Here is a 22,001-nt window from a genome sequence, read left to right as displayed (position 1 = left end):
GCCCGCCCCCGCCGGCCCCCCCCCCCCCGCGGGGGGGGGGGTGGGGGGGTGGGGGGGGGGGGGGTGGGGGGGGCGGGGGGGGGGGGGGGGGGGGGGGGGGGCGGGGCGGGGGGGGGGGGGGGGGGGGGGGGGGGGGCCCCCCCCCACCCCGCGCCCGGGACGCGATGTCCGAATACCGCCGGTCGCGCCGGAGCGGGGGACGCAGACTTGTCCGTACCGGACGACGATCCTGTCGATTTCCGGCCGTGACGGGCAAGGAGAGGGACGAGTCATGACCATGTACGCAACGGTCGACAGCCCGCTGGGTGAACTGCTGCTGGTCGGCGAGGAGGCCCCCGGCGCGGTCGGCGGGGTCGCCCTCGCCTCGCTCTCGCTTCCCGGCCAGAAGGGCGCCGCGGTCGTCCAGGACGGATGGGTCCACGCGCCGGAGGCCTTCGCGGGGATCGCCGAACAGCTCCGGGAGTACTTCGAGGGGCGGCTGACCCGGTTCGACATCGTCCCCGCGGAAGGGCTCGGCACCGATTTCCAGCGACGCGTCTGGGCCGCTCTGGACACCGTCCCGTACGGGGAGACCGTGTCGTACGGAGAGATCGCCGAACGGATCGGTACGCCGGGGGCGGGTGTACGTGCCGTGGGGACGGCGATCGGGCGCAATCCTCTGCTGGTCGTACGGCCGTGCCATCGGGTGATCGGCGCCGACGGGACGCTGCGGGGTTACGCGGGTGGCGTGGAGCGCAAGGAACAGCTTCTGGGGCTGGAAGGCGCCCTGGCGGTGCGCTGACATGTCCGGGCTCTTCCCGAGGCCGCGGGCCGTCGTCGCGCCGGGGGCCGTGCATGTGCCCGAGTGGCTGTCGCCGGAGCGCCAACGGGAGTTGGTGGCGGCCTGCCGGGAATGGGCGCGGGGGCCCGTGCCCCTGCGGCACACCGTGCTGCCAGGTGGTGGGGTGATGTCCGTACAGACGGTCTGCCTGGGGTGGCACTGGCAGCCGTACCGGTACTCGCGTACGGCCGACGACGTGAACGGGGCACGGGTCGCCGAACTGCCCGAGTGGCTCGCGGAGTTGGGACGGGAGGCTCTGCGGGAGGCATACGGGGGCGAGGGCCCGGTGCGGACGTACGCACCGGACACCGCCCTCATCAACTTCTACGACGGCTCGGCCCGGATGGGCATGCACCAGGACAAGGAGGAGCGGTCCGGCGCTCCGGTGGTGTCGCTCAGCGTCGGCGACACGTGCGTCTTCCGCTTCGGGAACACCGAGAACCGGGGAAGGCCCTACACGGACGTGGAGTTGGCCTCCGGCGACCTGTTCGTCTTCGGCGGACCTTCGCGGTTCGCGTTCCACGGTGTACCGAAGGTCTGCCCCGGGACGGCCGATCCGGCGACGGGATTGAGTCGTGGCCGGCTCAATCTGACCCTGCGCGAGACCGGGCTGGGTGCTCCCGGGCCCTGACGGGGGTCAACGACGTTCGCGGGAGTTCCCGAAGAGCAGCCGGTAGAGGATCAGCAGGACCAGCGAACCGCCGATGGCCGCGATCCAGGTGGCCGTGTCGTAGAAGTCGTTGGAGATGGGGCGGTCGAGGAAGCGCGAGGATATCCAGCCGCCGAGGAAGGCACCGACGATCCCTATGAGGGTGGTGCCGACCAGGCCGCCCGGGTCGCGGCCCGGGAGCAGGACCTTGGCGATGGCGCCGGCAAGCAGTCCGAGAATGATCCAACCAATAATGCTCATGCGTGCGAACCTACCCGTCACTCGGTCTTGGAATCCAAGACGTTCCTGCCGGTCGGACGGTTGCGAACGAACGGTCGCGGTCGGCGGCCGGGCCGTGCTCCGGCCGCCCTCAGGTCATACGCGGGCGCTGAAATCCGGCCAGGGGGCCATCTCTGCCCCTTCGTCCTCGGACTCCTCGCAGTACCAGGCGGTGCCGTCCAGCCAGCCGCGCAGCCACTGGGCGAGATCCGGCTGATCCACGTACCAGGCGTGCTCCGGCTCGTCGGCGTTCGGCTCGAAGAGCAGCACCGTGGTGCGTTCGCTGCGGCAGTCCACGCAGGAGTACATCCCGCATCCCAGGCTGCATATCGGCAGGACTCCCTCGGGCCACGGCCAGCCGTCCTCCTCGGCCGCGGCTCGGCGGTGGGCGAGGTACTGCGCGACGGCGGACTCCTCCCCGTCCGCGGCCCGGTCGCCGATCAGCGGGAGCAGACCGTACTCCGGACCGAAGCCCCCGTCGGCGATCCGGGTGTACAGCGCGGTGAGCAAGGGCGGCAGCGTGAACCCCAGGGCGGCTTCGGCACGCGCGACGGCCTCGGCGGAAAGGGGCGCCGGAAGGGGGTTCTTCTCCCAGCGAGGGGTGGTGCGCGCGGTCTTCTCCACGACTGCCAGCAACTGCTCGGTGTCGGTCATGGGTTCATGGTGAACGACGGCACTGACAATCGGCCGGGGCCGTCGGCGCGTGCGCCTCCTGGCGGCGTGCTCGCGGTTCCCGACGGCGTTCGCGGCGTCCCTACCGGCGGCCCTTTTCCCTTCGGCACCTCTCCCGTCGACGGGAAACCGGCGTCCTACCAGCCGGCGAACTGCTGGTCCGTCCGGACGATCTCCTTGCCGAAGGGCATCAGGGAGACGGGGATCAACTTGAAATTGGCGATGCCGAGCGGGATGCCGATGATCGTGATGCACAGGGCGATGCCGGTGGTGATGTGTCCGAGGGCGAGCCACCAGCCCGCGAGGATCAGCCACAGGACATTGCCCGCGCAGGAGGGCGCGCCCGCGCCCCGGCGGTCGACGACGGTGTAGCCGAAGGGCCACAGGGCGTAGACGCCGATGCGGAAGGCCGCGAGACCGAACGGGATGCCGATGATCGTGATGCACAGCAGGAGTCCTGCGGCCATGTAGCCGAGGAACATCCAGAAGCCGCACAGGACCAGCCATATGACGTTCAGGATTGTCTTCACGGGCGATGACCTGCCATCTGCTCGAGTCGGGCGATGCGCTCCGCCATCGGCGGGTGTGTCGAGAACATCTTGGCCATGCCCTGGCCGGGACGGAAGGGGTTCGCGATCATCATGTGGCTCGCGGTCTCGATCCTCGGCTCGGGGGGCAGCGGGAGCTGTTTCGTGCCGGCGTCGAGTTTCCGCAGGGCGCTGGCGAGGGCCAGTGGGTCGCCGGTCAGCTGGGCCCCCGAGGCGTCCGCCTCGTATTCGCGGGAACGGCTCACGGCCAGCTGGATGACGGACGCGGCCAATGGCCCGAGGATCATGATCAGCAGCATGCCCAGGATGCCGGGCCCCTCGTCGTCGTTGGACCGGCCCACCGGGATCAGCCAGGCGAAGTTGACCAGGAACATGACGACGGAGGCGAGTGCTCCGGCGACGGACGAGATCAGGATGTCGCGGTTGTAGACATGACTCAGCTCGTGCCCGATGACTCCGCGCAGCTCCCGCTCGTCCAGGATCTGCAGGATGCCCTCGGTGCAGCAGACCGCCGCGTTGCGCGGGTTGCGGCCGGTGGCGAAGGCGTTGGGGGCCTGCGTCGGGGAGATGTAGAGCCGGGGCATGGGCTGACGGGCCGCTGTCGAGAGCTCGCGGACCATGCGGTAGAGCTGTGGCGCCTCGAACTCGCTGACGGGGCGGGCCCGCATGGCCCTGAGCGCCAGCTTGTCGCTGTTCCAGTACGCGTAGGCGTTGGTGCCGACGGCTACGAGGAGCGCGACGATCAGGCCCGTACGTCCGAAGAAGCTTCCGATGACGATGATGAGTGCGGACAGTCCCCCGAGGAGTACGGCGGTTTTCAGCCCGTTGTGCCGGCGGTGCACGGTACGCCCTCCAAGTGGTGCGGCAGGGGAACCCTTTGCTTGGTGGTCTCCACTCCCCCAGTGGAGCCTCCCGTACAGGTCAACGCCAGGCGAGGAGAGCTAGTTCCCTTGTGCGTGCGGCCGTGGAACCGGGCCTGTCCGGCATATGCGGCCGGATCGGGCTCTGGGCCGTACGAGTGGAGGGGCCGCGTGCGACGGCCCGTGCCCGGTGGCTCAGCGCTGGGCGGGCAGGCCGGCGATTGCGAGGGCCTCGGGGTCCGGCTCGATCTCGCTGGTGCAGTGGGCGCAGCGCGAGGCGATGGCCGGGATCTCGGTGTAGCAGCGGGGGCAGTCGCGCACGGCGGCCTTGATGTCGACCTTCTCGTCCACCTTGGAGAAGCGGCTCTGGACCTTCGTCATGGGAACGACGACACCGAAGTAGAGCACCGCAGCGGTGATCAGGAAGGCGATGGCGGCGGCCAGGAACTTCCCGTACGGGAAGATGGCGCCCTCGATCGAGAACTCCGCCGAGCTGAAGTCGCCGACGGAGCCGGTGGCGAGCCCGATCAGCGGCGTGATGAAGGCGGTGCTGAATCCGGTGACGACTGCGGTGAACGCGGCTCCCACGGCCAGCCCGATGGCCATGGAGATGACGTTTCCACGCAGGATGAAGTCCTTGAACCCGTTCAGCACTGCTCTTGCTCCTCTGGAAATGGGTGCGGGTGGGGATGTGCGGGCATGACCTTGCCCTGTGCGGGCGGCGCCGGGCAAACCGATCTTGGGAACGTCAGAAAAGATTGACGGCGGCGAACCTGAGGACCGTCTGCGGGGCACCGGAGAGCAGCACGCCGACGACGGCGGTGAGGCCGATCGCGAGCGTGAGGTGGGCCGGGGCGCGGAGCCCGGCGGGAACGGCGGCGCCCGCGGGTCCGCCTTCCGCCACGGGTGCGGCTGCGTCCTTTGAGACCTCCTCCGGGGAACGGAAGAGCGCGGCGGTCCACTGCAGGTAGTAGTAGAGCGCGATCACGACGTTGACGGCCATGACGACGGCGAGCCAGCCGAGTCCGGCGTCGACGGCCGCGGAGAACACCGTGACCTTGGCGAAGAGGCCGACGATGCCGGGCGGCAGGCCGGCCAGGCAGAGCAGGAAGAAGGCCATCGCCAGGGCGGCGAGGGGGCGGGTGGCGTACAGGCCGCGGTAGTCGGAGAGCCGGTTCCCCGCGCTCGTACGGGCGACGAGGGCGGCGACCGCGAAGGCGCCGAGGTTCACGACGGCGTACATGAGGGCGTACGCGACGGTGGAGCCGATGTGCTCGTCACTGGAGTACGCGGCGGCGGCGATCGGCACCAGGAGGTAGCCGGCCTGGGCGACGGACGACCAGGCGAGCAGGCGTACGGCGCTGCGGACGCGGGTGGCGTCCTGGCGCAGGGCGGCCACGTTGCCGATCGTCATGGTGAGCGCGGCGAGGACGGCGAGGGCCGGTCCCCAGACGTCGGCGTACGCCGGGAACGCGATCACGGTGACGAGGATGAGGCCGGAGAAGCCGACCGCCTTCCCGACGACCGAGAGGTAGGCGGCGACCGGCAGGGGGGCGCCGACATAGGTGTCGGGCACCCAGAAGTGGAAGGGCGCGGCGGCCGTCTTGAAGGCGAAGCCGACCAGGGTGAGGACGACGCCCGCCTGGGCGAGCGTGTCGAGCTGCCCCGGCACGTCGTCGAGCCGGGTGGCGATCTCCGTGAGGTGCAGGGTGCCGGTGGTCGCGTACACGAAGCTGACGCCGAGCAGCATGACGGCGGTCGCGACGACGGAGGAGAGGAAGAACTTCAGCGCGGCTTCGGAGGACCGCCGGTCGCCGCGCTTCATGCCGACCAGGGCGAAGGCGGGCAGCGAGGCGACTTCGAGGGCGACGACGAGGGTGGCGAGGTCGCGGGCGGCGGGCAGGAGCGCCGCACCCGACGCCGAGGACAGCAGGAGGAACCAGAACTCGCCTGCGGGGAGCCTGCGTGTGTCGCCGAGGGAGAGCAGGGCGGTCAGCAGGGCGCCGCCGAGCACCAGGGCCTGGATGACGAGGGCGAAGTGGTCGGCGGTGTAGCTGCAGGCCCCGGTGCCACCGGTGCCGGTGGCCGCGGCGGTCAGGCAGAAGGTGGAGCGGTCTCCGTCGCGCAGCGGGACGAGGAGGGCGAGTGCGGCGACGAGTCCGGCCATGGTGACCCACCCGAGGAGCGGCTTGCGCTCCTCGGGGAGGAAGAGGTCGGCGACCAGGACGATCAGGGCGACGGCCGCGACGACGACCGGGGGCGCGATGGCGAGCCAGTCGACGGACTGGACGAGGCTGGTGGTGTTCTCGGCCGCTGTGGTGACGACGCCCGGGGGAACGACGGCTGTGGTCACGACTTGCCTCCTGCGAGGAGCTTCTGCACGGCGGGGTCGGTGAGGCCGAGGAGGACGGCGGGCCACAGGCCGGCGAGGACGGTGAGGGCGACGAGCGGGGTCCAGGCGGCGAATTCGTAGCCCTGGATGTCGGCGATCCGGTGCGCTTCCTCGCGCTTCTCGCCCATGCAGACCCGGCGCACGACCAGGAGCATGTACGCGGCGGTGAGCAGGGTGCCGAACGCGGCGATCGACATGAAGGTGAGGAAGGCGGGGCGGCTGAGACCCTCGGCCGGGTCGAACGAGCCGAACAGGGCGAGCATCTCGCCCCAGAAACCGGCGAGTCCGGGCAGGCCCAGGGAAGCGACGGCGGCGAAGGCGAGGAGGCCGCCGAGGCGGGGCGCACGGCCGTAGAGCGCGGCCCCGGTGGCGCCGGAGAGGGTGTCGAGGTCCGCGGTGCCGTACCGGTCCTTGACCGCGCCCACCAGGAAGAACAGCAGGCCGGTGATGAGGCCGTGGGCGATGTTGGCGAAGAGCGCGCCGTTGACTCCGGTGGGGGTCATGCTCGCGATGCCGAGGAGCACGAAGCCCATGTGTCCGACGGAGGAGTAGGCGATCAGGCGCTTGAGATCGCCCTTGGAGCCCGGCCGGACCAGCGCGAGGCAGGCGAGCGATCCGTAGACGATGCCGACGACGGCGAAGGCGGCGAGGTAGGGCGCGAAGGTGTGCATCCCGTCCGGGGCGATGGGAAGCAGGATACGGACGAATCCGTACGTACCCATCTTCAGCAGGACGCCTGCCAGCAGGACCGATCCGACGGTCGGGGCGGCGGTGTGGGCGTCCGGGAGCCAGCTGTGCAGCGGCCACATCGGGGTCTTCACGGCGAGCCCGACACCGATCGCCAGAACGGCGATGACCTGCACGGACGAGGTGAGGCCCCGGCCGTTGTCAGTGGCGAGTGCCACCATGTCGAAGGTGCCGCTCTTCAGCCCGATGAGGAGCAGGCCCAGCAGCATGATCACCGAGCCGAGCAGTGTGTAGAGGATGAACTTCCAGGCGGCGGCCTGCCTCGCGGCACCGCCCCAGCGGGCGATGAGGAAGTACATCGGGATGAGCACCATCTCGAACGCCAGGAAGAACAGCAGCAGGTCGAGGACGGCGAAGGTCGCGAGGGTGCCGGACTCCAGGACGAGGACGAGTGCGACGAAGGCCTTCGGGGAGGGGCCCGCAGGCATCTTGAAGTAGCTGTAGAGGGCGCAGAGGAAGGTCAGCAGCGCGGTCAGCACGAGAAGGGGGAGCGAGATGCCGTCGACGCCGAGATGGATGCGGACGTCGAGCGCCGGGATCCAGCTGATGTCGGTGGTGGCCTGCATCTTCGACGGATGGTCGTGGTCGAAGCCGACGGCCAGCACGATCGTGGCGAGAAGGATCGCGCCGGTGACGGTCACACCGTGGCGGAGCACGGCCTGGTCGGGGCTGGATCCCTTCAGTCCGGGCGGGGCCGGCAGCAGCGCGGCCACGGCGCCGACGAGGGGGGCGACCACGATGAACGCGAGAAGGAACTGCATCACGGATGCGCTGATATCGATCACGGCTCACGACCCGGCGTTGATGGTGGCGAAGACGACGGCGGCGACCGCCAGGACCAGGGAACCGGCGAGGAGTGCGCCGAGGTAGGTCTGCACATTGCCGGTCTGGGCGCGGCGGACGGCGGTGCCGAGCCAGCGGGCGCCGGTGCCCGAGCCGCGTACGTATGTCTCGACGACCTCACGGTCCAGGAAGCTGACGAGACTCGCCGCGGCCCGTACGGGGCGGACGAACAGCGTCGTGTACAGGGCGTCGAGGTGGAAGCCGGCGGCGGCGTGGCGGTGCAGCGGGCCGAGCAGCAGGCGGCCCGGGTCGGCCGGGTCGGGAACCTCTCCGTCCGCGCCGTAGGCGGCTGTGTGGGCCGTCATCGCCTGGGCTTCGACGAGGGCGGGTTCGGCGTCGGGGTGGGCGACGACCATGCCGGCCGGGGTGCGGGCGGCGAGCGCCGAGGTGTGGCGCCAGGCGCCGTACGTGACGAGGCCGCCGGCGAGCCCGACGCCCGTGGAGAGGACGGCGGTGGTCAGGGACGGGCTGAGGCTGTGCCCGTCGAACCAGTCGGTGATCGCTCCGACGGTCAGTCCGAAGGCGATGGTGGGGACGGCGAGGACCCAGAGGACGGCGGTCATCGCGACGGGCTGCCTGCCGTGATCGGGGGCTTCGGCGCCGCGACCCCGGAAGGCGAGGAGCCAGAGGCGGGTGGCGTAGGCGGCGGTGAGGACGGCGGCGAGCAGTCCGGCCACCAGGACGGTCCAGCCGGCGGCGGCCGGGGCGACGTGCCGGTCCCCGAGCGCGGTGTGCTCGGCGGCTACGAGGACGGCTTCCTTGGAGAAGAAGCCGGCGAACGGCGGGATGGCGGCGAGCGCGAGAAGGGCGACGGTCATCGTCCAGCAGGCGTCCGGGATGCGCTTCGCCAGGCCGCCCATGCGGGACATGGCGGCGAGCGAGTTGGTCCCGGCGGCGTGGATGACGACGCCCGCCGCGAGGAAGAGGACGGCCTTGAACGCACCGTGGGACAGGAGGTGGAAGACGGCGGCGCCGCGATCACCGACGGCCAGGGCGCCGGACATGTAGCCGAGCTGGCCGATCGTCGAGTACGCGAGGACGCGCTTGATGTCGTCCTGGGCGAGGGCGGCGAGTCCCGAGCCGATCATCGTGATCGCCGCCATCACGGCGAGCACGACGAGGGCCGCGCCGGACTGGGCGAAGACGGGCAGGAGCCGGGCCACGAAGTAGATGCCGGCGGCGACCATCGTCGCGGCGTGGATCAGCGCGGAGACGGGGGTCGGGCCGGCCATCGCGTCGGGCAGCCAGGTGTGCAGGGGGAACTGGGCGGACTTGCCTGCGACGCCCGCGAGGAGCAGCAGGGCGATGAGCGTGGGGTGGTCCAGACCGCCGTTCGCGACGGCGCCCAGGATGCGGGTGATGCGGAACGAGCCGGTGTCGGCGGCGAGCGCGAACAGGCCGATCAGGAAGGGGACGTCGCCGAGCTTGGTGACCAGGAAGGCCTTGAGGGAGGCGGCGCGGGCTTCGGCCGTCTCCCAGTAGTGGCCGACGAGGAAGTACGAGCAGATGCCCATGATCTCCCAGCCGACCAGCAGCACCATCAGGTCGCCGGAGTAGACGACGAGCAGCATGGCGGAGGTGAAGAGGGAGACGAGGGCCGCGTACGAGGGGTAGCGGGGGTCGTCGCGCAGATAGGCGGTCGAGTAGATCTGCACGCAGGTCGCGACGAGTCCCACCAGGACGGCGACGAGAACGGCGAAGCCGTCGAGGTGCAGGGCGAGGTCGATGGGGACCGAGCCGGTGGGGGTGAGCCGGGTCGCCGCGTCGATGGCCCGCCCGCCGCCCTGACGGGAGGCGATGACGGCGGTGAGCACGAAGGCGGTGAGCGTGGGCAGTACGGCCAGGGGGCGTACGTAGCCGGGCGCGCGGCGTCCGAGAAGGAGACCGGCCGCGGCGCCCAGGAACGGAAGGAGTGGGACGAGGACGGCGAGGGTCGTGGTGGTCACGCGGTGGCCTCTGCCTTCTTTGCCTTCCCTGCCGCAGCAGTGGCCTGGTCTTCGGTGCCGATGGCCTCGTCGCCGGGAAGGGATTCGGCGGCGTCGGTCTCGGCGGTGTCGCGGAGGCGGTCGACGTCGGAGCTGCCGCGGTTGCGGTGGACGGCGAGGACGATCGACAGACCGATGCCGATCTCCGCGGCGGCGATGGCGATGGTGAACAGCGTGAGGGCCTGGCCTGAGTGGAGGGTGTCGCGGAGCCAGACGTCGAAGGCGACCAGGTTGAGGTTGACGGCGTTGAGCATCAGCTCGACGGACATCAGGACCAGGATCGCGTTGCGGCGGGCGAGCACTCCGTACAGCCCGGTGCAGAAGAGGAGGGCGGCGAGCACGGCGGGATAGGCGAGGTGCATCAGCTCTGCTCCTTACCGCGCTTGCGGGACAGGACGATCGCGCCGACGAGGGCGGCGAGCAGCAGGACGGAGAGTGCTTCGAACGGGAGCACCCAGTGCCGGAAGAGGAAGGAACCGGTCGCCTCGGTCGAGCCCCGGGCCGGTCCGTCCAGGTCGATCCAGGTGGTGCGGAAGGCGTCGACGACGACCCAGACGAGCGTGCCGGCGGCGGCCGTCGCCACACCGAGGGCGGCCCAGCGGTTGCCCGAGTCGGCATCCGGGGAGCGGCCGATGGGGGCCTTGGTGAGCATCAGTCCGAAGAGCAGGAGGACGACCACGGAACCGACATAGATCAGTACCTGCACCCAGGCGATGAACTCCGCGGTGAGCAGGAGGTACTCGACGGCGAGACCACCGAGCGCCACGACCAGCCAGAGGGCGGCGTGCACCAGCTGCTTGGTCGTGACGGTGACGAGGGCCGCGCCGAGGGTGGCGATGCCGACGAGGACGAAAGCGATCTCGATGCCGGTCGGTGAGAGGAAGCCGGAGTGGGCGGAGTGGGCCGCGGTGGCTGCGAGTGTCACTCCTCCCCCTCTTCTTCCGTCGTGACCTGCTGGGACTGCTGGGCTTCCTGCGCCTGCTCGGCTTCCTGTGCCTGCCGGGCCTGTTCGGCTTCCTTGATCCGCTGGGCTTCGAGCTTCTCCGCCGTCTTGCGGGCGGCGGCGATCTCCTTCGGTTCCTCCGCGCCCGGGTCGAGCGCGGGCGGTTCCGGCACCGTCCACATCCACTCGCGGAGCTTGTCGCGCTCATGGGTGAGTTCGAGGATGTCCGTCTCCGCGTACTCGAACTCCGGCGACCAGAACAGTGCGTCGAAGGGACACACCTCGATACAGATACCGCAGTACATGCAGAGCGAGAAGTCGATCGCAAAACGGTCGAGGACATTGCGGCTGCGCTCGCGGCCGCCCGGCGTGGCGGCGGGCACCGTCTCCTTGTGGGAGTCGATGTAGATGCACCAGTCCGGGCATTCACGGGCGCAGAGCATGCAGACCGTGCAGTTCTCCTCGAACAGGGCGATGACGCCGCGGGAGCGGGGCGGGAGCTCGGGCTGGACGTCCGGGTACTGCGCGGTGACCGTCTTCCTCGTCATCGTCCGCAGGGTGACGGCCAGGCCCTTGGCCAGGCCGGAGCCGGGGATGCGGGGCCGGGGGGTCGGGAGCGGCTCGGCCATCAGTTGATCGCCACCTTCACGATGCCGGTGAGCGCGATCTGCGCGAGTGCGAGCGGAATGAGGGTGGTCCAGGCGAGCTTCTGCAGCTGGTCCTCGCGGAGCCGGGGATAGCTCACGCGCAGCCAGATGACGACGAAGGCGAGGACCGCGGTCTTGAGGAGCGTCCAGACCCAGCCGAGGCCGTCGGCACCGAACGGGCCGTGCCAGCCGCCGAGGAAGAGGACGGTGGTCAGTGCGCACAGGACGACGATGCCCGCGTACTCGGCCAGCAGGAACAGCGCGAAGCGCAGGCCGGTGTACTCGGTGTACGCGCCGAAGATGATCTCCGAGTCGGCGACCGGCATGTCGAACGGCGGGCGCTGCAGCTCGGCGAGCCCGGCCACGAAGAAGACCAGGGCGCCGACGATCTGCCAGGGCAGCCACCACCACTCGAAGGCGTCGAGGATGCCCGGGAGGGAGACGGTGCCGGCCGCCATGGCCACGGACGCGGCGGCGAGCAGCATCGGCAGTTCGTAGGCGAGCAGCTGGGCGGCGGTACGCAGGCCCCCGAGGAGGGAGAACTTGTTGGCCGAGGCCCAGCCCGCCATCAGCGAGCCCAGCACTCCGACGCCCATCACGGCGAGCACGAAGAAGATGCCCGCGTCGACGACCTGTCCGACCGCGCTCTCCCCGGGGCCGATCGGGATGGCCACGAGCACGAGGAGGTAGGGAAGCAGGGAGACGGCCGGTGCGAGCTGGAAGACGCGGCGGTCGGCCTCGGCCGGGACGATGTCTTCCTTCTGCGCGAACTTCACACCGTCCGCGACGAGCTGGGCCCAGCCGTGGAAGCCGCCCGCGTACATGGGTCCCAGGCGGCCCTGCATATGCGCCATCACCTTGTGCTCGGTCTGCCCCACGACGAGCGGGAGGACCATGAACACGGCGAAGACGATGACGAGCCGGAGGGCGACGTCGAGTACGTCGTTCACACGTCATCGCCTCCGGAAGGACGGTCGGGGTGCGGCTCGGACGTGGGATCCGGGGCCGGGGTGGTGGGCTGGTCGGGGGCCGTCTCGTCGCGGGTGTCCGCGGAGGACGGCTCGGGTTCGGGGGCGTCGGTGGAGGACGGTTCGGGTTCGGGGATGGCGTCGTAGGCCGGGCGGGCGTGGTGCCAGGGGGCGTCGCCGCTTCCCTGCTTCGGCGTCGGCTTCTTCCGCGACGGCTCCGGGGCCGGCCCGTCCGGACCTGCTCCGCCCGGACCTGACTGGTCCCGGGAAGCCCGGCTCCGGGCTTCCCGGTCCGCGGCCGATCCCATCGGTGTCGTCCCGGATGCGGCCGGTCCGGTCGTGGCCGGTCCGGTCGTGGCCGGTTTCTCCTGCTCGGGCCGCTGGCTCGCCGAGCCCTGCGACGCGCTCCGGGCACGGCGCGGGGCTGCGGGGGGCGTGGACCCGGCCGTCGGCGCCGCCGGCTCCGGCTGCTGGCTCGCCGAGCCCTCGCTCACACTGCGGGCGCGACGCACCGGGCGGTCACCCGCCGCGCGCGGGGTACGGGCCGGCCGGGACGGGGCGGGCGGGAGCTGGCCCTTCAGGGGGCCCCATTCGTTCGGGTCGGGGACGCCGGGCGGCAGCATCGTGCGCCGCTTCGGGCCGCCGTGCTCCGACTCGCCCGGCTCCTTCGCACCCGGCCATGCCTTCGCGACACGTGCCGCCAGCACGAAGTCCTTGCGCAGCGGATGGCCCTCGAAGCCCTCGGGCAGCAGCAGCGGCACCAGATGCGGGTGGCCCTCGAAGCCGATGCCGAACATCTCGTGTGTCTCGCGCTCGTGCCAGGCGGCGCCCGCGTAGATGTCGATGGCGGTGGGCAGGACCGCCGCGTCGTGCGCGACGGTCGTACGGATCAGGAGCCGACGGACCCTGCCCTCGGCCAGGGCGGCGACGTGGACGCAGACGCGGAAGCCCGTGCCCGGCTCGTCGACCGCGCTCAGCCAGTCGAAATAGGTGCAGCCCAACACGTCGCGGGCCGTTTCCAGGGCGGCGGTCCAGGAGGCGGCCGGTACGTCGACGGTCAGCAGGTCGTACGCCGACTCGGCCGTCGCTCCTTCGCCGAAGAGCTCGGCCGCGGCGTCCGGGAGGCGGTCGTAGGCGTCGACGGCAGAGGCGTCGGTCATGTGCGGTCCTCCCCCGGTGTCGGCGGGGCGGCCACCAGGCCGCTGCGCAGTGCGGCGGTGGAGGGACGGCCGCCGCCCGACGCGTAGCGCTCGCCCAGCGACTCACGGGCGATCTTCTCCTGGAGCTTGAGGATGCCCTGGAGGAGCGCCTCGGGCCGGGGCGGGCAACCGGGTACGTAGACATCGACCGGGATGATCTGGTCGACGCCCTTCGTCACGGAGTACGAGTCCCAGTACGGGCCGCCGCAGTTGGAGCAGGCGCCGAAGGAGATGACGTACTTGGGCTCGGGCATCTGCTCGTACAGCCGCTTCACGGCCGGGGCCATCTTGTCCGTCACCGTGCCGGAAACGATCATGAGGTCGGCCTGGCGCGGACCGGGCGCGAAGGGGATCACACCGAGCCGGATGAAGTCGTGCCGGGCCATGGACGCGGCGATGAATTCGATGGCGCAGCAGGCGAGCCCGAAGTTGAAGACCCAGAGGCTGTAGCGGCGGCCCCAGTTCAGGACCACCTTCATCGGCTCCGGGGCCAGGCGCGACAGGACGCCGAGCCGCTTGGGCTCCGGCAGGAACGTCGGAACGGGCTGCGGTTCGGGCCCCACCCCGGGCACCGGCTCCGTCCCCGGTCGCGTCGCGGGGTGGCGCTCGGGGGGCGGCGGGCTCGTCACGTCCATTCGAGGACGCCCTTCTTCCATGCGTAGAGCAGTCCTACGGCCAGGAAACCGAGGAAGATGAACATTTCCACCAGAGTCGTCGCCCCGTATCCGGGAGCGGCGAATACGGTCGCCCACGGAAACAGGAAGATCGAGTCGACGGCGAAGATCACGTACAGGAAGGCATAGACGTAATAACGGACCTGGGTATGTGCCCATCCTTCACCCACCGGGTCCACGCCGCACTCGTACGTCAGGAGTTTCTCCGGCGTGGGAACCACGGGGCGCAGCAGTCGGCCGGCCCCGAAGGCCACCGCGACGAACAGCACACCGATCACGGCGAGCAGTCCGACCACGGAATAGCCGTGGAAGTAGTCCGACGCGAGAACGGTCGATTCCAGCAGATCCGCCACGTCCGTCCCTCGCTCCCTCGAACCCGTTCGACGATCTGTACGCACGGGAGTCTAGGCCCTGCTAAAGGGAGGGTAAGCAGCCGCATCGGACAACGGGTGGGGTTATCCCTACTTCACGCCACCCACGAGCCCCATGGCATGCGCGGTCGCCGCCCGGCAGGCTGGGGCCCATGACCATGAGCCCACTGGTGCCCGACAACGACCGGCCGCAGCCCGCCCGCTTCGCCCTCGATCGGTGGACATGGAAGGAGATCGGCCATCTCCTGGCCGACCTCCCCATGGCCCTGGCCGGGTTTGTTTACACAGTTGTCATGATCGGCATCGGCGTGGGGCTCGCGGTCACGGTGATCGGTCTCCCTCTGCTCGCCGCCGGCCTGCAGGGAGCGCGGCTGATCGGCCGGGCCGAGCGGGGCCGGGCGCGGGCGATGCTCGGGGTGTGGATCGACGAGCCCAGCCCGACGGTCATGTCACGCCGCGAGCAGGGCTTCTTCCCCTGGCTGTGGTCGAGCCTCGCGGACCCGGTGGGCTGGCGGGCGGTGCTGTACTGCTTCATCCGGCTGCCCTGGGGCGTACTCACGTTCGTCGTGACCTTTGTGAGCTTCTTCCTGCTGTGGCCGGTGCTCCCCTTCATCGCGCGATTCCTCGCCAATGCCGACCGGGCGATGGCGCGCGGGCTGCTGTCGCCCTCCAATGAGCTGGAGCGCAGGATCGCCGAGCTGGAGTCGGACCGCGGGGTGGTCGTCGACACGGCCGCCGCCGACCTGCGCCGCATCGAGCGCGACCTGCACGACGGCGCACAGGCCCGCCTCGTCGCCCTCGCCATGGACCTGGGCCTGGCGAAGGAGAAGCTGACCGACGACCCCGAGGCAGCCGCCCGGATGGTCGACGAGGCCCACGGCGAGGTCAAGGTCGCCCTCCAGGAACTCCGCGACCTCGCCCGCGGCATCCACCCCGCCGTCCTCACCGACCGCGGACTCGACGCCGCGCTCTCCGCCATCGCCTCCCGCTGCACCGTCCCCGTGACGGTGGGGGTGGATCTGGCGTCCCGGCCCGCCGAGGCCATCGAGGGCATCGCGTACTTCACGGTCTCGGAGCTGTTGCAGAACGTGAGCAAGCACAGCGCCGCCCGTTCGGCGTCCGTCGAGGTGTGGCGGACCGCGGACCGACTGCTGGTCCAGGTCGTCGACGACGGGCAGGGCGGAGCCCGGATGGACGGCGGCACGGGCATGGCCGGGCTGGCCGAACGGCTGGGTGCCGTCGACGGGCTGTTCGTCCTCGACTCACCGGTCGGTGGGCCCACCACGGTCACCGCGGAACTGCCCTGGCGGGACCGGGGGGCGGAGAAGGAGCCGAACCGCCCCCGGGCGGCCGGGCGCCCGTAGGGCGGGCCCGGCACGCCCCGGGCCCACCTGATCCGGACCGGCGGGATCGTGCCGGACCGGCCCAGGCCCTGGGCCGCGCCCGTCCCGGCCCGCCCGGGGCTGCCCCGTCCCGCCCGGCCCGGCACGATCCCGCCCGGTCCGGCAAGCTCTCCGGGGCGGACACTCCCCGTCCGCGCCGCCGGGTGGGGAAAACCCCCGGTCGAAGACGGATACCGCCCTCATGGTGCGCCGGCCCCCGGCCCAGCACCCTTGAGGGAGCGGCCGGAGCCCGGAATCACCGGGCACCGGCCACCGCCCCGGAACTCCGGACCTCGGAAGGCCGGAGCCCGGGACCCCGGGGAACCCGGAGCACGAACCCCCGACCGCATCTCGGACCGCCGAGAAGAAACGGACAGCACCCATGGCCACGGCATATGGACCGGACACTCGGGACCACCAGCGGTCCGGAGCCGGTTTCGGGAACCACCCCCCGGAGAAGCACTTCTTCCCGGCCGCGCTGCGCGCGCCGCTGGAGGGCAGGACCTGGCGCGAGTTCGGCTATCTGCTGCTGAGCCTGCCGATCAGCGTGGTCCTGTTCAGTTTCTCGATCGCCCTGACGTCCCTGAGCGCCGGCCTGCTGATCACCTTTCTCGGCATCCCGATACTGGCCGGCACGCTGGTCATGTGCCGGGGGTTCGGCGCACTGGAGCGGGCACGGGCGCGCGGGCTGCTGAGGCTGGACGTGGCGGACCCCGCACCGGCGCGCGGCAGGACCGGCGGCCTGATGCCCTGGGTGGGAGCGGTCCTCAAGAGCGGGGTCTCCTGGCGGCATCTGCTCTACGCGCTGCTGCACTTCCCCTGGGCGGTCTTCGCCTTCACCGTCTCGCTGACGCTCTGGACGTGCGGGTGGGCCACCTTCACCTACCCGCTGTGGCACTGGGTCTTTCCCTCGTACGTGGGGATCGACGGCATTCAGCTGTACGGCGACAAGACCCACCAGGTCTACCTGGACTCCTCCTTCGAGCTGGCCGCGACCAGTGTGTGCGGCCTGGTGCTCGTCCTCGTCACCCCGTGGATCATCCGTGGTCTGACGAGCGTGGACCGGCTGATGGTGGCCGGGCTGCTCGGGCCCTCCCGACTGGCGACGCGCGTCTCGGAGCTGGAGTCGGACCGCGGGGTGGTCGTCGACACGGCCGCCGCCGACCTGCGCCGCATCGAGCGCGACCTGCACGACGGCGCACAGGCCCGCCTCGTCGCCCTCGCCATGGACCTGGGCCTGGCGAAGGAGAAGCTGACCGACGACCCCGAGGCAGCCGCCCGGATGGTCGACGAGGCCCACGGCGAGGTCAAGGTCGCCCTCCAGGAACTCCGCGACCTCGCCCGCGGCATCCACCCCGCCGTCCTCACCGACCGCGGACTCGACGCCGCACTCTCCGCCATCGCCTCCCGCTGCACCGTCCCCGTGACGGTCGAGGTGGATCTGCCGTCCCGGCCCGCCCAGGCCATCGAGGGCATCGCGTACTTCACGGTCTCGGAGCTGCTGCAGAACGTGAGCAAGCACGCCCGCGCGACCCATGCGTCGGTCGACGTGTGGCGGACCGCGGACCGACTGCTGGTCCAGGTCGTCGACGACGGGCAGGGCGGAGCCGACGTGTCGTCGGGGAGCGGGCTGGCCGGGCTGGCCGAGCGGCTGGAAGCCGTGGACGGCGTCCTCGTCGTGGATTCGCCGCAGGGCGGTCCGACGCGGATCACGGCCGAGTTGCCGTGGCGCGGCTGAGCACACCCCGCAGGGCAACGTGACGGGAGAACCCCAGGTCGCAGCGGCTTTCGCCGCTCCTCGTCCCCGGCTGCCGCACCGGCTCGATTCCGCGCCGGTACGGCCGCCGGGGGCACCGCGCTGTCGATACTGGGATGCTGGAAGCCGTACGGGCAGAACCAGCGAACAGTGGGGGAAACAGCGTCATGGTGGAGGACAGGGTGCGGGTGGTCATCGCCGAGGATTCGGTACTGCTCCGGGAGGGGCTCACCCGGCTGCTGACCGATCTCGGGCATGACGTCGTCGCCGGGGTGGGGGACGCCGAGGCACTGATCAAGACGGTGCGCGATCTCGCCGGGCAGGACGCGCTGCCCGATGTGGTGGTCGCCGACGTGCGGATGCCGCCGACCCACACCGACGAGGGCGTACGGGCGGCCGTACGGCTGCGCAAGGACTATCCCGGGATCGGGGTGCTGGTCCTTTCGCAGTACGTCGAGGAGCGGTACGCGACCGAGCTGCTGGCCGGGTCCAGCCGGGGCGTGGGGTATCTGCTGAAGGACCGGGTCGCCGAGGTCCGGGAGTTCGTGGACGCCGTGGTCCGGGTGGCGCAGGGCGGTACGGCGCTGGACCCGGAGGTGGTGGCGCAGCTGCTGGGCCGGAGCCGTAAGCAGGACGTCCTGGCCGGGCTGACGCCGCGCGAGCGCGAGGTGCTCGGCCTGATGGCGGAGGGGCGGACGAACTCCGCGGTGGCCAGGCAGCTGGTGGTGAGCGACGGCGCCGTGGAGAAGCATGTCAGCAACATCTTCCTGAAGCTGGGCCTGTCGCCCAGTGACGGGGATCACCGCCGGGTGCTGGCGGTGTTGACCTACCTGAACTCCTGAAGAGCTGACACTCTGTCAGATATCTGACGCGGGTCGCGCGCATCACCGAGGTCACCGCGGGGGCCGGCATCGGCCACCGCGGCGACCGGGATCCCGGCCGTCGAAGAGCGCCCCGGGGTCCTAGAACCAAAGAATGAGTGCACAGCGTCTTCATCGAACGGCTGGGGGGCTTGCGAAACATGACAAATCGCTATCAAATCGCGTCTCAAAACAACGTCCACCATATGATCGATCCAGGGAAGGCGACCCTTACCGACGTAGGGTGGGCCTTGGGACCGCCGGCGGGCCGGCCGGTCCCGAGCCGCCGCCCCGAGGGAGGTCCAGTTCAGTGACCAGCCAGGTCAGTAGCCCAGCCGAACAGGCCGATGAGGCCAGCGAGGCGCTCGTCGGGGGACAGCGTGCCCCCCGCCCCGGTCACGCGGGCGCCGGCGAGAAGGAGATCCGCCGTCTGGACCGGGTGATCATCCGTTTCGCGGGTGACTCCGGAGACGGTATGCAGCTCACGGGTGACCGGTTCACCTCGGAGACCGCTTCCTTCGGGAACGATCTTTCCACGCTGCCGAACTTCCCCGCCGAGATCCGCGCCCCCGCAGGCACCCTGCCGGGGGTTTCCTCGTTCCAGCTGCATTTCGCCGATCACGACATCCTGACGCCGGGCGACGCCCCGAACGTCCTGGTCGCGATGAACCCGGCCGCCCTCAGGGCGAACCTCGGCGATGTGCCGCGCGGCGCCGAAATCATCGTCAACACCGATGAATTCACCAAACGCCCGATGGCGAAGGTCGGCTACGAGACCAGTCCCCTGGAGGACGGCTCGCTGGAGGCGTACAACGTCCATCCGGTGCCGCTGACCACGCTGACGATCGAGGCGCTGAAGGAGTTCGGGCTCTCCCGCAAGGAGGCCGAGCGCTCGAAGAACATGTTCGCCCTCGGGCTGCTCTCCTGGATGTACCACCGGCCGACCGAGGGAACCGAGGCGTTTCTTCGCGCCAAGTTCGCGAAGAAGCCGCAGATCGCCGAGGCGAACGTGGCCGCGTTCCGGGCCGGGTGGAACTTCGGGGAGACGACGGAGGACTTCGCGGTCAGCTACGAGGTGGCGCCGGCCTCGCAGACCTTCCCGACCGGCACCTACCGCAACATCTCCGGGAATCTGGCGCTGTCCTACGGTCTGATCGCCGCGGGCCGACAGGCGGATCTGCCGCTCTACCTGGGCTCGTACCCGATCACCCCGGCCTCCGACATCCTGCACGAGCTGAGCAAGCACAAGAACTTCGGTGTACGCACCTTCCAGGCCGAGGACGAGATCGCCGGCATCGGTGCCGCGCTGGGCGCCGCGTTCGGCGGATCCCTCGCGGTGACGACGACCTCCGGGCCGGGTGTGGCCCTGAAGTCGGAGACCATCGGGCTCGCCGTCTCCCTCGAACTGCCGCTGGTCGTCATCGACATCCAGCGCGGCGGCCCGTCCACCGGCCTGCCCACCAAGACCGAGCAGGCCGACCTGCTCCAGGCGATGTACGGGCGCAACGGCGAGGCCCCGGTCCCGATCGTCGCCCCGAGGACCCCGGCGGACTGCTTCGACGCCGCGCTCGAAGCCGCCCGGATCGCGCTGACCTACCGCACCCCGGTCTTCCTGCTCTCCGACGGCTACCTCGCCAACGGCTCCGAGCCGTGGAAGATCCCCGAGATCGACGAACTGCCCGATCTGCGCGTCCGGTTCGCCACCGGCCCGAACCATGAACTGGCCGACGGCACCAAGGTGTTCTGGCCGTACAAGCGCGACCCGCAGACCCTGGCACGTCCGTGGGCGATCCCCGGCACCCCCGGCCTCGAACACCGCATCGGCGGCATCGAGAAGCAGGACGGCAGCGGCAACATCTCCTACGACCCCGCCAACCACGACTTCATGGTCCGCACCCGCCAGGCCAAGATCGACGGCATCGAGGTCCCCGACCTCGACGTGGACGACCCGGCCGACGCGCGGACGCTCGTGCTGGGCTGGGGTTCGACCTACGGCCCCATCACCGCCGCCGTCCGCCGGCTGCGCGCCGCGGGGCACCCGATCGCCCAGGCCCATCTGCGCAACCTCAACCCCTTCCCGAGGAATCTCGGCGAGGTGCTGAAGCGTTACGACAAGGTGGTCGTGCCGGAGATGAACCTGGGCCAGCTCGCCACGCTCATCCGGGCCAAGTACCTCGTCGACGCGCACAGTTACAACCAGGTCAACGGTATGCCGTTCAAGGCCGAACAGCTCGCGACGGTTCTCAAGGAGGCCATCGATGCCTGACACCAACGAACTTCTCCAACTGGTGCCCAAGGCCGAGGCCAAACAGTCCATGAAGGACTTCAAGTCCGACCAGGAGGTGCGCTGGTGCCCCGGCTGCGGTGACTACGCGGTCCTCGCCGCCGTACAGGGCTTCATGCCCGAGCTCGGACTGGCGAAGGAGAACATCGTCTTCGTCTCCGGCATCGGCTGCAGCTCCCGCTTCCCGTACTACATGAACACCTACGGGATGCACTCGATCCACGGCCGCGCCCCGGCCATCGCCACCGGCCTCGCCTCCTCCCGCCGCGACCTGTCCGTCTGGGTCGTCACGGGCGACGGCGACGCGCTGTCCATCGGCGGCAACCATCTCATCCACGCGCTGCGCCGCAACGTGAACCTCAAGATCCTGCTCTTCAACAACCGGATCTACGGACTCACCAAGGGCCAGTACTCCCCCACCTCCGAAATCGGCAAGATCACCAAGTCGACGCCGATGGGCTCGCTCGACGCCCCCTTCAACCCGGTGTCCCTGGCCATCGGCGCGGAGGCGTCCTTCGTCGCCCGCACCATCGACTCCGACCGCAAGCACCTCACGAGCGTGCTGCGCGCGGCGGCCGACCACCCGGGCACGGCGCTGGTGGAGATCTACCAGAACTGCAACATCTTCAACGACGGCGCCTTCGAGATCCTCAAGGACAAGGACCAGGCACAGAACGCCGTCATCCGGCTGGAGCACGGCCGGCCGATCCTCTTCGGCGCGGACGACGACAAGGGTGTGGTGCGCGACCCGGCCACCGGAGACCTCAGGGTCGTCACGGTCACGGAGGAGAACCGGTCGCAGGTCCTTGTCCACGACGCCCATGCCGCCAGCCCCACCACGGCCTTCGCGCTGTCCCGGCTCGCCGATCCCGACACCCTGCACCAGACCCCCATCGGGGTACTGCGCAGCGTCGACCGACCGGTCTACGACACACAGATGGCCGAACAGCTCGACACCGCCGTCGAACAGAACGGCAAGGGCGACCTGGCCGCACTGCTCGCGGGCAACGACAACTGGACGGTCGTCGGCTAGCCGACGCACCAGGGGTGCCTCACCTCGCCGGACGGGCTGAATTTCGGCCCGTCCGGCGTTTGCGGCCGGGGGTGCGACCGGGCACCGCG

At 70.6% G+C, this 22,001-nt stretch carries 22 protein-coding genes; 7 read left to right on the top strand and 15 right to left on the bottom strand.

From position 1 onward, the window contains the following. Nucleotides 1–271: 271 nt before the first annotated feature. Together ACIRP2_RS08845 and ACIRP2_RS08840 are read left to right on the top strand one after the other, a co-directional pair. Nucleotides 272–781 (top strand): methylated-DNA--[protein]-cysteine S-methyltransferase, encoded by a 510-nt coding sequence (locus ACIRP2_RS08845; protein ID WP_404247989.1) that lies wholly within the window; start codon nucleotides 272–274, stop codon nucleotides 779–781. A gap of 1 nt (nucleotide 782) precedes the next feature. Beyond that, the gene (locus tag ACIRP2_RS08840) at nucleotides 783–1,451 is read left to right on the top strand and encodes an alpha-ketoglutarate-dependent dioxygenase AlkB family protein (RefSeq protein WP_404247987.1); all 669 of its coding nucleotides are present in this window, start codon (nucleotides 783–785) and stop codon (nucleotides 1,449–1,451) included. Nucleotides 1,452–1,457: 6 nt separating this feature from the next. Here ACIRP2_RS08840 and ACIRP2_RS08835 read toward each other — a convergent pair whose 3' ends face one another. From ACIRP2_RS08835 to ACIRP2_RS08765, 15 genes are all read right to left on the bottom strand, one after another. Continuing rightward, the gene (locus tag ACIRP2_RS08835) at nucleotides 1,458–1,730 is read right to left on the bottom strand and encodes a GlsB/YeaQ/YmgE family stress response membrane protein (RefSeq protein WP_404247985.1); all 273 of its coding nucleotides are present in this window, start codon (nucleotides 1,728–1,730) and stop codon (nucleotides 1,458–1,460) included. Between the two features lie 114 nt (nucleotides 1,731–1,844). Continuing rightward, nucleotides 1,845–2,402, bottom strand: coding sequence for an SMI1/KNR4 family protein (locus tag ACIRP2_RS08830; protein ID WP_404247983.1), 558 nt, complete (start codon nucleotides 2,400–2,402; stop codon nucleotides 1,845–1,847). 155 nt (nucleotides 2,403–2,557) lie between these two features. Further along, a complete protein-coding gene (locus ACIRP2_RS08825) occupies nucleotides 2,558–2,950 on the bottom strand; it encodes a YccF domain-containing protein (protein ID WP_376210977.1) in 393 nt (130 codons plus the stop codon). After that, complete coding sequence (gene htpX / locus ACIRP2_RS08820) at nucleotides 2,947–3,810, bottom strand: zinc metalloprotease HtpX (protein ID WP_404247981.1); 864 nt, start codon at nucleotides 3,808–3,810, stop codon at nucleotides 2,947–2,949. Before htpX ends, ACIRP2_RS08825 begins: the two co-directional genes overlap by 4 nt. 213 nt (nucleotides 3,811–4,023) lie before the next feature. Beyond that, on the bottom strand, nucleotides 4,024–4,482 hold the full coding sequence (locus ACIRP2_RS08815) for an MscL family protein (protein WP_404247979.1): 459 nt from the start codon (nucleotides 4,480–4,482) through the stop codon (nucleotides 4,024–4,026). Between the two features lie 94 nt (nucleotides 4,483–4,576). Then, entirely contained in the window at nucleotides 4,577–6,181 is a 1,605-nt protein-coding gene (locus tag ACIRP2_RS08810) for an NADH-quinone oxidoreductase subunit N (RefSeq protein ID WP_404247977.1), read from the bottom strand. Continuing rightward, nucleotides 6,178–7,728, bottom strand: a complete 1,551-nt coding sequence (locus ACIRP2_RS08805; protein WP_404249406.1) for a NuoM family protein — start codon at nucleotides 7,726–7,728, stop codon at nucleotides 6,178–6,180. Before ACIRP2_RS08805 ends, ACIRP2_RS08810 begins: the two co-directional genes overlap by 4 nt. A 27-nt stretch (nucleotides 7,729–7,755) precedes the next feature. Further along, nucleotides 7,756–9,756, bottom strand: coding sequence for an NADH-quinone oxidoreductase subunit L (locus tag ACIRP2_RS08800; RefSeq protein ID WP_404247975.1), 2,001 nt, complete (start codon nucleotides 9,754–9,756; stop codon nucleotides 7,756–7,758). Beyond that, nucleotides 9,753–10,157 carry an NADH-quinone oxidoreductase subunit NuoK gene (nuoK, locus tag ACIRP2_RS08795; RefSeq protein WP_404247973.1) on the bottom strand — a complete coding sequence of 135 codons (405 nt, stop codon included), beginning with the start codon at nucleotides 10,155–10,157 and terminating at the stop codon, nucleotides 9,753–9,755. Before nuoK ends, ACIRP2_RS08800 begins: the two co-directional genes overlap by 4 nt. Next, nucleotides 10,157–10,720, bottom strand: coding sequence for an NADH-quinone oxidoreductase subunit J (locus ACIRP2_RS08790; RefSeq protein ID WP_404247971.1), 564 nt, complete (start codon nucleotides 10,718–10,720; stop codon nucleotides 10,157–10,159). The genes nuoK and ACIRP2_RS08790 overlap by 1 nt, the downstream gene beginning before the upstream one ends. After that, a complete protein-coding gene (locus tag ACIRP2_RS08785) occupies nucleotides 10,717–11,367 on the bottom strand; it encodes a NuoI/complex I 23 kDa subunit family protein (protein ID WP_404247969.1) in 651 nt (216 codons plus the stop codon). Before ACIRP2_RS08785 ends, ACIRP2_RS08790 begins: the two co-directional genes overlap by 4 nt. Continuing rightward, the gene (locus tag ACIRP2_RS08780) at nucleotides 11,367–12,335 is read right to left on the bottom strand and encodes an NADH-quinone oxidoreductase subunit H (protein ID WP_404247967.1); all 969 of its coding nucleotides are present in this window, start codon (nucleotides 12,333–12,335) and stop codon (nucleotides 11,367–11,369) included. Before ACIRP2_RS08780 ends, ACIRP2_RS08785 begins: the two co-directional genes overlap by 1 nt. Further along, nucleotides 12,332–13,513, bottom strand: a complete 1,182-nt coding sequence (locus ACIRP2_RS08775) for an NADH-quinone oxidoreductase subunit C (protein WP_404247965.1) — start codon at nucleotides 13,511–13,513, stop codon at nucleotides 12,332–12,334. The genes ACIRP2_RS08780 and ACIRP2_RS08775 overlap by 4 nt, the downstream gene beginning before the upstream one ends. Next, entirely contained in the window at nucleotides 13,510–14,187 is a 678-nt protein-coding gene (gene nuoB / locus ACIRP2_RS08770) for an NADH-quinone oxidoreductase subunit NuoB (protein ID WP_404247963.1), read from the bottom strand. Before nuoB ends, ACIRP2_RS08775 begins: the two co-directional genes overlap by 4 nt. Continuing rightward, a complete protein-coding gene (locus ACIRP2_RS08765; RefSeq protein WP_404247961.1) occupies nucleotides 14,178–14,579 on the bottom strand; it encodes an NADH-quinone oxidoreductase subunit A in 402 nt (133 codons plus the stop codon). Before ACIRP2_RS08765 ends, nuoB begins: the two co-directional genes overlap by 10 nt. A 170-nt stretch (nucleotides 14,580–14,749) precedes the next feature. Here ACIRP2_RS08765 and ACIRP2_RS08760 point away from each other — a divergent pair, with 170 nt between their 5' ends. The 5 genes from ACIRP2_RS08760 to ACIRP2_RS08740 all read left to right on the top strand — a co-directional run bounded on the left by ACIRP2_RS08760 (nucleotide 14,750) and on the right by ACIRP2_RS08740 (nucleotide 21,912). Further along, nucleotides 14,750–15,961 carry a sensor histidine kinase gene (locus tag ACIRP2_RS08760; protein WP_404247959.1) on the top strand — a complete coding sequence of 404 codons (1,212 nt, stop codon included), beginning with the start codon at nucleotides 14,750–14,752 and terminating at the stop codon, nucleotides 15,959–15,961. A gap of 400 nt (nucleotides 15,962–16,361) precedes the next feature. Next, nucleotides 16,362–17,717, top strand: coding sequence for a sensor histidine kinase (locus ACIRP2_RS08755; protein ID WP_404247957.1), 1,356 nt, complete (start codon nucleotides 16,362–16,364; stop codon nucleotides 17,715–17,717). A gap of 185 nt (nucleotides 17,718–17,902) precedes the next feature. Then, the gene (locus ACIRP2_RS08750; RefSeq protein ID WP_404247955.1) at nucleotides 17,903–18,577 is read left to right on the top strand and encodes a LuxR C-terminal-related transcriptional regulator; all 675 of its coding nucleotides are present in this window, start codon (nucleotides 17,903–17,905) and stop codon (nucleotides 18,575–18,577) included. Nucleotides 18,578–18,905: 328 nt separating this feature from the next. Then, nucleotides 18,906–20,861: a 2-oxoacid:acceptor oxidoreductase subunit alpha gene (locus ACIRP2_RS08745; protein ID WP_404247953.1), complete on the top strand. Its 1,956-nt coding sequence runs from the start codon at nucleotides 18,906–18,908 to the stop codon at nucleotides 20,859–20,861. Then, nucleotides 20,854–21,912, top strand: a complete 1,059-nt coding sequence (locus ACIRP2_RS08740; RefSeq protein ID WP_404247951.1) for a 2-oxoacid:ferredoxin oxidoreductase subunit beta — start codon at nucleotides 20,854–20,856, stop codon at nucleotides 21,910–21,912. The genes ACIRP2_RS08745 and ACIRP2_RS08740 overlap by 8 nt, the downstream gene beginning before the upstream one ends. Nucleotides 21,913–22,001: the final 89 nt, after the last annotated feature.

This window comes from Streptomyces sp. NPDC101194 (genome assembly GCF_044767885.1).
Classification (GTDB): Bacteria; Actinomycetota; Actinomycetes; order Streptomycetales; family Streptomycetaceae; genus Streptomyces.
This window is presented reverse-complemented; position numbering and strand designations above follow the sequence as displayed.

Excerpts from the sequence above, each read along its gene's own strand:
- nuoB (WP_404247963.1), bottom strand. The coding sequence starts at position 14,187 with ATGGACGTGACGAGCCCGCCGCCCCCCGAGCGCCACCCCGCGACGCGA.
- ACIRP2_RS08805 (WP_404249406.1), bottom strand. The coding sequence starts at position 7,728 with ATGCAGTTCCTTCTCGCGTTCATCGTGGTCGCCCCCCTCGTCGGCGCC.
- nuoK (WP_404247973.1), bottom strand. The coding sequence starts at position 10,157 with ATGCACCTCGCCTATCCCGCCGTGCTCGCCGCCCTCCTCTTCTGCACC.
- ACIRP2_RS08775 (WP_404247965.1), bottom strand. The coding sequence starts at position 13,513 with ATGACCGACGCCTCTGCCGTCGACGCCTACGACCGCCTCCCGGACGCC.
- ACIRP2_RS08845 (WP_404247989.1), top strand. The coding sequence starts at position 272 with ATGACCATGTACGCAACGGTCGACAGCCCGCTGGGTGAACTGCTGCTG.
- ACIRP2_RS08740 (WP_404247951.1), top strand. The coding sequence starts at position 20,854 with ATGCCTGACACCAACGAACTTCTCCAACTGGTGCCCAAGGCCGAGGCC.
- ACIRP2_RS08785 (WP_404247969.1), bottom strand. The coding sequence starts at position 11,367 with ATGGCCGAGCCGCTCCCGACCCCCCGGCCCCGCATCCCCGGCTCCGGC.
- ACIRP2_RS08750 (WP_404247955.1), top strand. The coding sequence starts at position 17,903 with ATGGTGGAGGACAGGGTGCGGGTGGTCATCGCCGAGGATTCGGTACTG.
- ACIRP2_RS08755 (WP_404247957.1), top strand. The coding sequence starts at position 16,362 with ATGGCCACGGCATATGGACCGGACACTCGGGACCACCAGCGGTCCGGA.
- ACIRP2_RS08835 (WP_404247985.1), bottom strand. The coding sequence starts at position 1,730 with ATGAGCATTATTGGTTGGATCATTCTCGGACTGCTTGCCGGCGCCATC.
- ACIRP2_RS08760 (WP_404247959.1), top strand. The coding sequence starts at position 14,750 with ATGACCATGAGCCCACTGGTGCCCGACAACGACCGGCCGCAGCCCGCC.
- ACIRP2_RS08840 (WP_404247987.1), top strand. The coding sequence starts at position 783 with ATGTCCGGGCTCTTCCCGAGGCCGCGGGCCGTCGTCGCGCCGGGGGCC.
- ACIRP2_RS08830 (WP_404247983.1), bottom strand. The coding sequence starts at position 2,402 with ATGACCGACACCGAGCAGTTGCTGGCAGTCGTGGAGAAGACCGCGCGC.